Source organism: Paenibacillus sp. 22594, from assembly GCF_052044425.1.
In the GTDB taxonomy this organism is placed as follows: Bacteria; Bacillota; Bacilli; order Paenibacillales; family Paenibacillaceae; genus Paenibacillus_AQ.
In genome coordinates this window covers 752,889-765,430 of sequence record NZ_JBQENA010000002.1, presented here as the reverse complement: position 1 = coordinate 765,430, position 12,542 = coordinate 752,889, and the positions used below count along the sequence as shown (strand labels likewise).

Below are 12,542 nucleotides of genomic sequence, written 5' to 3'. Positions count from 1 at the left end.
AGCCCCCTTTGAATGCCTATGGGTATAGACGGTACAGCGTACGTGGGAACGGAATCGTTTCCCGTACATGGTCCAGACCGCAAATCCAAGCTACCGTCCGTTCAAGGCCCAGGCCAAAACCGGAGTGTGGCACAGAACCATATGTGCGCAGATCCATGTACCATTTGTAAGTATCCATTGAAAGATTATGTTCCTTGAAGCGCTCCTCCATCAAAGCCGGATCGTCGATACGCTGTGATCCACCGATTATCTCCCCATAGCCTTCAGGTGCGATCATATCTGCGCAGAGGACAACCTCTGGACGTTCAGGATCTGGCTTCATGTAGAATGCCTTGAAAGAAGCCGGATAATGCGTAATGAAGACCGGTTTGTCATTGGCTTCCGCAATCGCTGTTTCGTGCGGCGCCCCGAAGTCATCGCCCCAGGCAATCTCATGTCCATTATCATTCAGGAACTTGATCGCATCATCATAGGTGATACGCGGGAACGGTGCTTTGACATTTTCCAGCTTGGACACATCGCGGCCAACCGCTTCCAGCTCCGCACGACAGTTGGTTAGCACGGACTGTACAATAAAGCTGATAAATTCTTCTTGAACCTTCAAGCTTTCTTCGTGATCCGTGAATGCCATTTCCGGCTCAATCATCCAGAACTCGATCAAATGACGGCGGGTTTTGGATTTCTCTGCACGGAAAGTCGGACCGAAGGAATACACACGGCCAAGGGCCATCGCCGCAGCTTCCATGTACAACTGTCCACTTTGCGTAAGATAGGCGTCTTCATCAAAATATTTGGTGTGGAACAAGTTAGTTGTACCTTCTGCCGACGTTGGCGTCAGGATCGGCGGATCCACCTTCGTGAACCCGTTCTGGTTGAAAAATTGCTGAATCGCCCGGATAATTTCCGCACGAATCACGAGCACAGCCCGCTGCTTCGCGGAACGAAGCCAGAGATGACGGTGATCCATCAGGAAATCGACGCCATGCTCCTTCGGGGTAATTGGATAATTCTCTGTAAGATGCAATACTTCTATACCCGTTACAGTCATCTCAAATCCAGATTGACTGCGGGGCTCCTCACGGATGATTCCGGTCACATACAATGAGCTTTCCTGGGTGAGGCTCTTGGCATCGTCCCAGACCTGTTCCGGCACTTCCGATTTCACCACAACGCCCTGGATATAGCCTGTACCATCCCGAAGCTGCAGGAACTGAATTTTACCGCTGGAGCGCTTGTTGTTCACCCAACAGCCGATCACAACACTTTCCCCAACATGCTCATTCACGTTCTTGATTACACTCTTGTTAGCCATCCCTACTGATCTCTCCTCTGATTTAGCCGTTAATTCCTTGCACAATACGATAAGTATCGCGTGCAATGACAAGCTCTTCGTTTGTCGGAACCACGAGCACCTGCACCTTGGACTCTACCGTAGAGATACGGCGCGGATCACCGGAGCGGACCTTATTAGCTTCAGCATCCAGTTCAATTCCAAGGAACGTAAGGTTATTCAGCACTTTGGCACGCAGCACGGCGGCGTTCTCGCCAACACCGGCAGTAAATACGATTACATCCACTCCGTTCATCGCTGCCGCGTAAGAACCGATATACTTCCGCAGACGGTACTCATACATATCAAAAGCAAGCGTAGAGTTCGGCTCGCCTTTTTCCGCACCATCAATAATATCACGCATGTCGCTACTGACGCCAGAAATAGCCAAAAGTCCGCTGTGCTTGTTCAGCATCGAATTCACTTCGCCCACGGACAGCTCTTCCTTGTTCATTACATAAGGAACGATTGCCGGGTCAAGGTCACCGCTGCGGGTACCCATCATCAGACCTTCAAGCGGTGTCATCCCCATTGAAGTATCAATCGACAGTCCGCCGTCAACGGCAGTCACGCTCGCACCGTTACCGATGTGGCAAGTAATGATCTTAAGGTCTTCAAGCGGACGCTCCAGGTATTCAGCCGCAGCCTTGCTCACGAAATCATGGGAGGTACCGTGTGCGCCGTAGCGGCGAACCTTGTATTTGTTGTACAGCACTCTAGGAATGGCATACATATAAGCTTTCTCAGGCATGGTCTGATGGAAAGCAGTATCAAAAACAACCGCCTGCGGCACACCAGGCATATTCACTTCGGTAGCCGTAATCCCCATCATTGCTGCCGGATTGTGCAGTGGTGCAAGGTCGAACAATTGACGGATTTTGGTTTTGGCGTCGGCATCAACCAGCGCAGAAGCTTTGAAGAATTCGCCCCCGTGAACTACACGGTGTCCAACTGCGTTAATCTCATCGATCGAAGAAATAACCCCGTGCTCTTTGTCCGTCAGACAAGCAAGCACTTTACGGATCGCTGTATTGTGCTCAAGAATTTCACTGACTTCCGTTACTTCCTGTTTGCCTGTTGGCTTGTGATTCAGAATGGAGGAGTCCATCCCGATGCGTTCTACCAGACCTTTGGCAAGTACAGATTCATCCGTCATATTGTACAACTGGTATTTCAAAGAAGAACTGCCTGAGTTAATAACTAGAATATTCATACACGGTCACCATCCTTGTCGTACTTGAAGAAGCCTTCGCCCGATTTCATGCCCAGTTGTCCTGCACGCACCATTTTCTTAAGAATAGTGGATGGACGGTATTTCAGTTCACCGTACTCACGGAACATATTCTCCAGTGCGGCAAGAACGGAATCCAGACCGAAACGGTCAGCCATTTCAAGCGGCCCGTGCTGGAACTGATAGCCGATACGCATGGCATCATCAATATCCTCTGGAGAAGCAACACCTTCCTGCAGGACATGCATAGCTTCGTTAATGAACAGGCAAATGAGGCGTGAAGATACAAACCCTGGGGATTCGTAAATCATGACGCCTTTTTTCTCAACAATTTCATCAACAAAGGCTTTGGTATCTTCAAAAGTGCTGTCAGAGGTTTTCAGTCCGCGCACAATCTCAACGAGATCCACCTTCGCTACAGGATGTATGAAATGCATGCCGATGACGCGTTCCGGGTACATTGTGGAGCTGGCAAGCTCAGTCAAGCTGAGTGTAGACGTGTTGCTGGCCAGAATAATGTGGCTCGGACACACCTGATCGAGCTGATTGAATACCTTTTGCTTGGCGTCAAGGTCCTCAGTAATGGTCTCAATGACCATATCACAGGAGCTCAGTTCAGCGAAATGCGATACTTTTTCGATACGGCTGAGAATCAGCTTCTTTTCAGCTTGGGTAATTGCCCATTTCTCCAGCTGTTTGTCGAGACTTGTCTCGATCATTGCATAAGAATAGTCCAGTCTTTCTGCGGTTTTCTCCACCAGCATAACATCCAGGCCCTTGGCTGCCAGCATTTCAGCAATCCCTTGACCCATTGTGCCACCACCGATGACACCGATCTTTTTAAAATTCATGTAAAAGTCTCCATCCTTTCAGGTATCTATACTTTTGTATTGTACCTTGTCTGTCGTAGAAAATATGTAGCCCGACATATAATAATATCTTAGCATGTCTCAAAAGTAAAAAAAAATAACCGGCATAAAGAATTATGCCGGTAAAAGGACACTGTCACGAAATTGACAACGAAATTGCTCTCCGGAGAGAACTTCTTCTTTCATTAATATGTCAAGAGAGTAATCAAATACATTTCGCTGCTTCCCGAGAAGCTCATGAGTACGTACCATTAGCTCGTCCAGTATTTTACTGTTTTCCTTCATTAATTCTTCTGTGGTAACCATTTGCAGATTGGCAATCCCCAGAGAGGTTAGTCCCGACTTCATCATCGTCTCAACAATATTGAGTGCCTGATCGAAGTCTCCGCGTGATCCGGTGCTTCTTCCGCCATAATACATTTCTTCTGCTACTGCTCCACCCAAGGCAATCATAATTTGATTCTCCAGGTAGTCCTTAGTGTACAGGTACTGTTCGGTCTGCGGATTATGCCGTACATACCCCAGTGCTTGTCCACGCGGCGTAAGCGTAACCTGGCTGACACTTCCCGGACGCAGCATCTCAGCCATAATCGCATGTCCCAGCTCGTGGATAGCCACTCGTTTCTTCTCTTCGTGGTTCGTCTCCCGGTCTGTCTTCTCGCCCATCATCACCTTGTCAATTGCCATCGACAGATGCCGCTGCTCTACTTCTGTCAGGTTCTCACGCATCATGTAGATCGCTGCTTCGTTCATCACGCTCTCAAGCTGGGCGCCGGAGAAGCCATAAGCCTCTTCCGCAATCTTGTCCAGATTAACCCCTTCGTGCAGCGGTTTGTTCTGGGCATGCAGATCTAGAATGGATTTGCGGCCTTTCTTGTCCGGCATGTCCACCTGGATATGCCGGTCGAAACGGCCGGGACGCAGCAGCGCAGAATCCAGCATTTCCTTGCGGTTCGTTGCGGCTACCAACAGAATACGTGGCGTATCATTGTTGTAAATCCCGTCCATCTCGGTCAGCAGCTGATTGAGCGTCTGATCATACTCACGCTGCTGTCCGCCTTCGCGCTTGCCGCCGATGACATCAATCTCATCGATGAAAATAATCGCGCTCTGTTTATTTTCCTTCAACGCACGCGTCCGTGCATCCTTGAACAAATCGCGTACACGTCCGGCACCGACACCGACATACATCTCAACGAACTCACTGCCCGATGCGGCCACAAACACAGAGTTTGTATAATGGGCTGCTGCTTTGGCCATAAGCGTCTTACCGGTTCCAGGAGGGCCTGTCAGCAGAATCCCCTTGAGCGGGCGGATACCGAATTTACTGATTTCTTCATGCCGGATCAGGAAGTCCAGCGCTTCACGCAGCTCCTGCTTGGCATTGTCCTGTCCCCCGATTTCTTCAAAAGTCAGCTTCGACGGGCCGTTCTTCTTGCGTTTTTTGTCTCCGCCGGCATTCACGGTTAGTCCACCGCGCAGATGGGCAATAAGGAGCAGTGCGCCAACCATGCCTGCCGCAATGATAACCGGAAAAATATTAATACCGACAAAAGCCATAAAAATCAACAGTACAGGAACAAATCCGATTAATACCTCTTTCCAGAACTTAGGCATTATTCCACACTCCCATCGTTGCCGCTACACGAGGTAAAATAATGAATTTACTTTCCTTACCGTCGCTAAGGCTCACATATACGTTACTATCATCGATTTCTGTCGTTGCGACCACACTGCTGTATTTGGAATTCTGAGATTTCAGTTCATCCAGCTTCGCAGGTATTAATGTATATTTACGGCTCTCCATCGCTTCGGCAACAGAGAACATCGCTTTATCCCAATATTCATCCAAAAGCTGGCTGGAATGCTGCTCTACATCCAGTTTTAGGGTTCGGCCGTCAATAACCGATCTGCCCTCGGTATTTACGTACTGCACCAGCTCACGTAATTTTGTACCTGGCTTCAAATCAAGTTTCAAAGTAACCTCATTGCGTTTAATAGAGATATGGGAATCGTTCACTCCCTCATAAGCAGATACAATCTTCTGCAGCGGCTCCTGCACGGCGAACTCACGATAGGAATACCAGCCGCCAAATAATAGAGCAGCAGACAGCAGAGACGTTAGCAGTACAGGCATTAGGCGTAGTTTCAAGAAACGTCCTCCTCTCAAAGATAAGAAAACAAAGTGAATAAATATAGTGAACTTACAAGTGGAAACGGTTTGCCGTCCTTAAGAAGGGACGATACGTTTCAGCGAGAAATATAAGGATGACTGATGATGTGAAAGCTTATCAATCCTTATATTTTAAAATAGCGTGTCTAGTGCTCTTCCGAGACTGGCATGCTCTTAAGCATGCCTTAATACAAGTAGTAGTATATCATAGGTGTATATACGAATTCGAAGAAAAATGTGAATATATTTAAAATTTTCAGTACTAATTTTTGGGCATAATGACAGGTCTTTTCCCCTTATATCGACAGCAAAGACCGCAACGTTTAGCGCTGCGGTCTTTTATATGTCCATGTATATTGTCTAATTATACGTCTATCCACATGCAAACCTTTCTCATATGTATATACTGACTGATATATCTATTCTCTTCATTCTACGGTCAACTGATTAAATTCCGGTGACACAAGCATAACATTCTTCACATACAAACAAGCGGGCAGACAGAATACTGTCCACCCGCTATATCTTTTCCACTCTACTAACGGCACTTAACGGCTGGGTAAGCTGTAGCCGTCTCCAATCGCGCTGCCATCCGAAAAACGGTAAAACTTGTAATAATACCGGCCTTCCAGCTTGTAAAATAGCTGCCAGGCATATTCTCCGTTATACACCCCGGGCAGAAGCCGTTCAATGCTGCTTCCTGGAAGGTCCGATGCTATGATAGACCGGATCTTCTGCTCAGACATACCCTTGGACACCTCTTCCACATACACATCGTTGTCTCCTCCGGCAGGCTTGCCGTCCAGCGTAAAGCGTACCCACACCATAAGGTCCGTTCCAGCTGCATTACGTCCTGTAAGCACCCAGTATATCGAATTTTCGTCCCAGACGGACTTCTGTGCTTTGGTTACCTTAGTCAGTCCTGCCCTTGCTTCAGCAACCTCTCGGGCTGCACTGCGTTCGTTCCACTGGTCTTTCATCACGTAAGCATAGAACTGGCTTAGTCCGAACAGAAGGAGCAGAACCAGGAGTATCCCCAGCAGAAGCCATTTTCTTCTTTTCTTCAAAGTGCAGCTCCCTTTCCTCTGGATGCTTCATAGATCCTGTTCTTTTACCGTTTCAGCAGGCCCTCAAAGGTTTCCTGCGCCTTGCGGCGGATTCGTTCCTCATCTAAAGTCAGGCACTGTCCATGCTTCACAACCTGCTTGCCATCCACCCATACATGCTCAACATCCTTCGCACTCGCTGAATACACGGCATGGGAGAGCAGATCCGTATGCGGCAGGAAGTGCGGCTGGTCGATATCCAGGGCAATGAAATCAGCCTTCATGCCCGGAGCTAAACGTCCTGTGTTCTCGAGGAAAATCGACTGTGCGCCGTATTCGGTCGCCATCAGCAATGCTTCCGGTGCCGGTACAGCTGTTGGATCTCCGCTCACACCTTTGTGGATCAGAGCAGCCAGGCGCATCTCCTCGAACATATCCAGATTGTTATTGCTTGCCGCACCGTCAGTGCCCAGCGATACCTTGACTCCCGCACGCAGCAGCTCCGGTACCCGTGCTACTCCGCTTGCGAGCTTCAAGTTACTCCCAGGATTATGGGATACCCCTACGTTGTAACGTGCTAGAATCTCTATTTCTTCATCATTCAAATGAACCCCGTGAGCCACGAGGGCCGGGCGCGTGAACATCCCCAGCTTCTCCAGATGCGCTACCGGACGCAGGCCGTAATCAGCAGCATTCTGTTCGACCTCCCGCCGGGTTTCGGACATGTGTGTGTGCATAGGCAGGTTCAGATCATGGGCAGCCTGTACAAATTTCACGAAAAATTCAGGAGGACAAGTGTAAGGGGCATGCGGGGAAATCATCGTTGTGATTCTTCCATCCGCCTTTCCATTCCAATTCCGGGCAAAGGCTATCGCTTCCGCCAGCTTATGGTTCTGCACATCCTCCGGACAGAAGCCGATAACCCCGCGCATAAGCACGGCACGCATTCCCGACTGCTCAGAAACCTCAGCAACCCTGTCCATATGGTCATACATATCCAGGAAGGTGGTTGTGCCGCCCTTCAGCATTTCCAGCACAGACAAAGAGGTTCCCCAGTAGACATCATCTCCGGTGAATTTTTCTTCCATGGGCCACATCTTCTCCTGCAGCCAGTTCTGAAGGACCATGTCATCCCCATATCCACGGAGCAGAGACATGGCTGTGTGGCCATGGGTGTTGACCAGTCCCGGCATGAACAGCAGACGGCTGCCGTCAACGGTCTGTGTCCCTTCTTCAATGACAGGTTTGACTTCTCCTATGTATGTGATGAGATCATTTTCTATAGTCATATAGCCGCTTAGAACCGGATTTTCCGTACCCGGCACCAGAAATCGCCCATTTACAATTACAGTCTTATTGCTGCTCATTTACCACTTCGTCCTTTCCATCATGCAAATAATAGGCCAGACTCTGCAAATCGGTAGTAAAATCAGCGGCGTGAATCCGGATGTTGGACGGCGTCTTCAAAATCACCGGTGCAAAGTTAAGGATCGCCTCAATGCCTGAATCCACCAGAATATCTGCAACATTCTGTGCTTCACTATCCGGTACAGTGATAATACCGATGCGGATGCCCTGCTCGCGGATCGTGCTTCCTAGCTCTTCCATGGGCTGTACAATTAGTGAGTTGATTTTCTGGCCGACCTTGGGAGCATAGGAATCAAATACAGCAGTGATTTTCATCGTGTCCTTCAAGTAAGCATTGTAATTAGACAGGGCGTGGCCGAGATTACCTGCACCCACCAATGCCACGTTGATCTGCTGGTCAAGCTTCAGGATATGACGGATTTTCTCAATCAGATATGACACATCATATCCAATACCTTTTCTGCCGAAATCCCCGAAATAGGCTAAATCCTTGCGGATTTGCGCCGGATTCAGATCCAGCTTTTGTCCCAGTTCTTGGGAAGACACGGTGGAGATTTCACGCTTCAGGAGATCATTCAGGAAGCGCAGGTACACTGGAAGTCTGCGTACCACGGCCTCCGATATTTTATCCGATTTCATATTTTCTCCTCCTAAAAGTTTTATGAGCAATGCATCATAGTATTACTTCGTACAAAACTCACTTCGTAAGCATATGCCAAGTTTAGTGAGCATAAGTACAATCCATTCCCTGGCGCCTCAGCACGAACCAGACACCAGGAGAACGGAACTTCGTTGATCCTTGATTATATTTGAAATGATTGCAGGTTAAGATACGCTTCCGTCTTCAAGCCATTCCGCAATTCGCGGAACCATCTGATCCGTCAGCATATGCTCCATTTTGGGTCCAGGCAGAGAGTACAGGAAGTACTTACCATAATAAGATTCAATAACCCTGGTATCATATACTATAACAATACCCCGGTCTTGAGCAGTACGTACCAGCCGGCCGAAACCTTGCTTGAAACGGATAACCGCCTGGGGCACCGACAGCTTCATAAACGGGTTCTTTTTCTGTGCCTGAAGCAGCTCGGCCTTGGCCTCCGCAAGCGGATGGTTCGGCGGCTGAAAAGGCAGTCTGACAATGGCCAGACAGGTCAAAGCCTCACCGGGAATATCCACACCTTCCCAGAAGCTGCTTGTCCCGAGCAGCACAGAGGCCGCGCTGTCCTGAAAACGCCGGATCAGCTTACTCCTGCTACCGCCTTCCACTCCCTGCCCCAGTACAGTAATGTCCTCAGAGACGAGTGCCTCCTTCAGAGGATCATAGACCTGGCGCAGCATTTTATAGGAGGTGAAGAGCACAAGCATCCGGCCCCGAGTCGCCACAGCGGCCTCCGCCAATGAATGTACCAGCTTATCGACAAAACGGGCATCGCCCACACTGCCTTTGACACTGGGAAAATCACGCGGTATGACCAGAAGTGCCTGTTCACGGTACTTAAACGGAGATGGGAGCAGTGCTGTCATCAGCCGTCCTTGTTCTGCGGACTCGCCTAGTCCCAGATTGTCAATCATAAATTGAAAGGACTTATCTACGGACAAAGTCGCTGAGGTAAGGACTATGCTTTTCTTTTTATCAAAAAAGAGCTCTTTGAGCTGGGCACTGACATCGACCGGAACGGCATACAGCTGCAGCGACTTCCCGCGATAGTTGCCGCTGCCTTCCATCCAGTAGACGATATTCTCGTCGTTCAGGTTCATGAAGAACCGCACTTGCTCACGGATGGAGGCCAAATCCTTGAATAACCCGCCGATATCCGTCACCAGACTATCCGAAGACGATTGGCTCTCCGATTCGCGCATTTCACTGAGCATCTTGTCGCCCTTGCGAATAATATCACTTAGACTAAGATGAAGTGTGTTCTCAAGCGCAGCTAGTTCTTCCCAATCCCTGGGCCTGTTGCCCGGCAGAAGTCGGGTAACCAGTTGTCCGGCTTCTCCGGCAGCGGCGTCACTGCGTTCCGGCAGCAGGGCAAACAGCTTGTCACTTAGCGTGTCCCACGATTCCTTAACCGTAAGCAGATCCGGGTAGATCCTGTCGATCACACCGCTCCATTCTGCCGCCTGCTCACTGCCTGATGACTGCAGCGTTTGACGCAGAGCCGGGAGCTGGCCGCTCCGGCTGTCTTTATAGAGACGCGTAAGCGTATGGGCAACGGTGAAATATTTCATCTGCATGCCCAGGTGCTTGCCTGCAATATCCTCCAAATGATGGGCCTCGTCAATGACGAGGTGCTCATAAGCCGGAAGTAGCTGATGCCCAGCCTTGACGTCCGCGAACAACTTGGAATGATTGGTCACTACGACATCCGCTATCCCGGCTTCGTGCTTAGCCCGGTGATAATAACATTTGCGGAACCAGGGGCAGGAACGTCCTAGGCATGAATCCGTATCACTGGCCACGGTCTCCCAGAAATCACCGCCGCGGCCGTTCAGATTCAGTTCCTCATCATCACCTGACTGGGTCTGGGTCAGCCATACAATCATTTGTGCCGCAGTAAGCGCTTCTTCCCGCGGACTTGTAAAGTCCTTTTTGTTTATTTTATGTTCAAACTTCCGCAGACACAAATAGTGCCCTCTCCCCTTGAAGATTGCAGCCTTAAACGGGAACGGCACGACACTCGTCAACAGAGGGATGTCGCGCTCACGCAGCTGGTCTTGAAGGTTGATGGTATGTGTGCTCACCATTACCTTCTGGTCTGAGCGTACACTGTGGTAAATGGCCGGAAGCAGATAACCCAGCGACTTGCCGGTACCCGTTCCCGCCTCGATCAAGAGATGCTTGTCACCCTCAAGTGCCGCCATGACCTCGTGAATCATTATCTCCTGGGCTTCACGGCTCTCGTATTGGGGCAAAGTCTCCTTCAGCCGCTGGGTCACCTCTTCCATATATTCCTTAAAGGTAATATTCTGCAGAGGATTGCCAGTTCCCTCCTCACGGGGGGGGGAAAGCTCCGACCAATCCCCGACAGCCAGCGCAAGCTGACGGTAAAAGGTTAGCTCCCCTTCAGGCTGGAAGGTTTCCATTTCACGTTCACGCAGCAGCCCGTCGAAATACCAGGCCAGATCACTGTCCTCGTCCGCAAACAGCTCATTCAGCCGCTGGATGGTCAGCAAAGGCAGGCTGTACAGTTCCTCCAGGCATTTCAACAGCACGAGAGCGGTGGCGAGAGCGTCGCTGTCCGCCTGGTGCGGACGGTCATGCGTCAGGCTAAAATAGGTACTTACCGCTCCAAGCTGGTACGTGGTCAATGACGGAAAGCATATTTTGAGAAAATCAATCGTATCCAGAATCCGGCCCTGGAACGGCAAATAGCCGCACCGGTCGAGCGCATTCTGCAGAAAATGAAAATCAAAAGCCACATTGTGTCCAACCAGAACGACATCATCGAGCATGGGGACAAGCTCCATCATCATTTCATCCAGTTCAGGTGCATCTTGCACATCACTGTCTGTAATACCGGTCAATCCTGTTATAAACGGGGGGATCGGTGTTCCGGGCTTAACGTAGGAACCGTACACCCGGGAAATAGACCGGTCTTCTTCTATAATGGCAAGGCCAACCTGGATGATCTCACCCACGGATTGGGTTCCCGTAGTTTCAAAATCAAGCACGGCAAATTTCATTATAAGTTCTATTCCCTTTCACTTGAGACTCCTTATCAGCATAACAGAAGTTACGAAAAAAGGCGATGCACCCCCTTGGTTAGCGGGATGCATCGCTTAAATGGAGGAATAAGGGTTATAAAAGCGACACCAGCTGGTGACCAAATTGCAGCTTACCTCCGCGCCTGCGGCAGACCTCCAAATTGACGCTGGGTTCAGCGAGCAGGGGATCATGCTGCAAGGAGAGGTTGAAGAGCTCCTGAGCCTCACTATAACGCTCCTGGGAGGCTCTGATGCAGCCCAGTGCGTTGTAGATCATAGCCTTTAGCTTCTTCTCGCGAATCAGGGCCAGCATGTGATGCAGATGCCCCCAGGAAACGTCTAATTCCCCCTCCTGCAGGTAGGCCATTGCCAAATACAGGCGTGCTGCCAGACTGTCCGGATAACGGGTGATGACATCCTTGAACTGTTCGATGCATTTCCGGTACATAAGCAGCTTGTAGTAGCCCTGTCCACGGACAAAGGAGTCCATAACAAGCTCAGGAGCCTCCGCCTGGGGCATTTCCTCTTCCGAGAGCGGAGAAAAATCAGCATTTTGGCGAAAATCACTCAGCTTCTCGGCAAAGGACAGCCATTCATCCATTACCTCATCACTAAGTCTGTGCAGCATATTGTATTTGGATAAAAGATCATTCCGGCGGGTACCCTCCGCAGTAGGGAAGTCGGCGGTGATTTCCTGAAGCATCTTGTTCATCTCAGCAAATAAATGTTGAAACACGGGACATCCCACCCTTACTGAAAATGAAATCAGCTTAAGCTTGCCTGCCTTCATTTTTCACAAGTACGGGCCTCTTCATCC

The 12,542-nt window shown here is 49.7% G+C and carries 10 protein-coding genes; all 10 read right to left on the bottom strand.

Translation table 11 applies throughout. From position 1 onward, the window contains the following. Positions 1–16: 16 nt before the first annotated feature. The 10 genes from asnS to ACTJKB_RS10225 all read right to left on the bottom strand — a co-directional run bounded on the left by asnS (position 17) and on the right by ACTJKB_RS10225 (position 12,461). Positions 17–1,312 carry an asparagine--tRNA ligase gene (asnS, locus tag ACTJKB_RS10270; RefSeq protein WP_440833696.1) on the bottom strand — a complete coding sequence of 432 codons (1,296 nt, stop codon included), beginning with the start codon at positions 1,310–1,312 and terminating at the stop codon, positions 17–19. A gap of 22 nt (positions 1,313–1,334) precedes the next feature. Further along, positions 1,335–2,543: an acetate/propionate family kinase gene (locus ACTJKB_RS10265; protein ID WP_440833695.1), complete on the bottom strand. Its 1,209-nt coding sequence runs from the start codon at positions 2,541–2,543 to the stop codon at positions 1,335–1,337. Beyond that, positions 2,540–3,412, bottom strand: coding sequence for a 3-hydroxyacyl-CoA dehydrogenase family protein (locus ACTJKB_RS10260; protein WP_440833694.1), 873 nt, complete (start codon positions 3,410–3,412; stop codon positions 2,540–2,542). The genes ACTJKB_RS10265 and ACTJKB_RS10260 overlap by 4 nt, the downstream gene beginning before the upstream one ends. A gap of 132 nt (positions 3,413–3,544) precedes the next feature. Continuing rightward, positions 3,545–5,047 (bottom strand): AAA family ATPase, encoded by a 1,503-nt coding sequence (locus tag ACTJKB_RS10255; protein ID WP_440833693.1) that lies wholly within the window; start codon positions 5,045–5,047, stop codon positions 3,545–3,547. After that, positions 5,040–5,582 carry a hypothetical protein gene (locus ACTJKB_RS10250; RefSeq protein WP_440833692.1) on the bottom strand — a complete coding sequence of 181 codons (543 nt, stop codon included), beginning with the start codon at positions 5,580–5,582 and terminating at the stop codon, positions 5,040–5,042. Before ACTJKB_RS10250 ends, ACTJKB_RS10255 begins: the two co-directional genes overlap by 8 nt. 569 nt (positions 5,583–6,151) lie before the next feature. Next, positions 6,152–6,670, bottom strand: coding sequence for a cell wall elongation regulator TseB-like domain-containing protein (locus ACTJKB_RS10245; RefSeq protein ID WP_440833691.1), 519 nt, complete (start codon positions 6,668–6,670; stop codon positions 6,152–6,154). 44 nt (positions 6,671–6,714) lie between these two features. Continuing rightward, the gene (locus ACTJKB_RS10240; RefSeq protein WP_440833689.1) at positions 6,715–8,016 is read right to left on the bottom strand and encodes an amidohydrolase; all 1,302 of its coding nucleotides are present in this window, start codon (positions 8,014–8,016) and stop codon (positions 6,715–6,717) included. Then, complete coding sequence (locus ACTJKB_RS10235) at positions 8,003–8,656, bottom strand: redox-sensing transcriptional repressor Rex (RefSeq protein ID WP_440833688.1); 654 nt, start codon at positions 8,654–8,656, stop codon at positions 8,003–8,005. The genes ACTJKB_RS10240 and ACTJKB_RS10235 overlap by 14 nt, the downstream gene beginning before the upstream one ends. A gap of 186 nt (positions 8,657–8,842) precedes the next feature. Next, complete coding sequence (gene dinG, locus ACTJKB_RS10230) at positions 8,843–11,704, bottom strand: ATP-dependent DNA helicase DinG (protein WP_440833686.1); 2,862 nt, start codon at positions 11,702–11,704, stop codon at positions 8,843–8,845. A gap of 115 nt (positions 11,705–11,819) precedes the next feature. Continuing rightward, positions 11,820–12,461, bottom strand: a complete 642-nt coding sequence (locus ACTJKB_RS10225) for a tetratricopeptide repeat protein (protein WP_440833685.1) — start codon at positions 12,459–12,461, stop codon at positions 11,820–11,822. Positions 12,462–12,542: the final 81 nt, after the last annotated feature.

Coding starts and splice junctions, on each gene's coding strand:
- asnS (WP_440833696.1), bottom strand. CDS start 1,312: ATGGCTAACAAGAGTGTAATCAAGAACGTGAATGAGCATGTTGGGGAA.
- ACTJKB_RS10265 (WP_440833695.1), bottom strand. CDS start 2,543: ATGAATATTCTAGTTATTAACTCAGGCAGTTCTTCTTTGAAATACCAG.
- ACTJKB_RS10260 (WP_440833694.1), bottom strand. CDS start 3,412: ATGAATTTTAAAAAGATCGGTGTCATCGGTGGTGGCACAATGGGTCAA.
- ACTJKB_RS10255 (WP_440833693.1), bottom strand. CDS start 5,047: ATGCCTAAGTTCTGGAAAGAGGTATTAATCGGATTTGTTCCTGTACTG.
- ACTJKB_RS10240 (WP_440833689.1), bottom strand. CDS start 8,016: ATGAGCAGCAATAAGACTGTAATTGTAAATGGGCGATTTCTGGTGCCG.
- ACTJKB_RS10235 (WP_440833688.1), bottom strand. CDS start 8,656: ATGAAATCGGATAAAATATCGGAGGCCGTGGTACGCAGACTTCCAGTG.
- dinG (WP_440833686.1), bottom strand. CDS start 11,704: ATGAAATTTGCCGTGCTTGATTTTGAAACTACGGGAACCCAATCCGTG.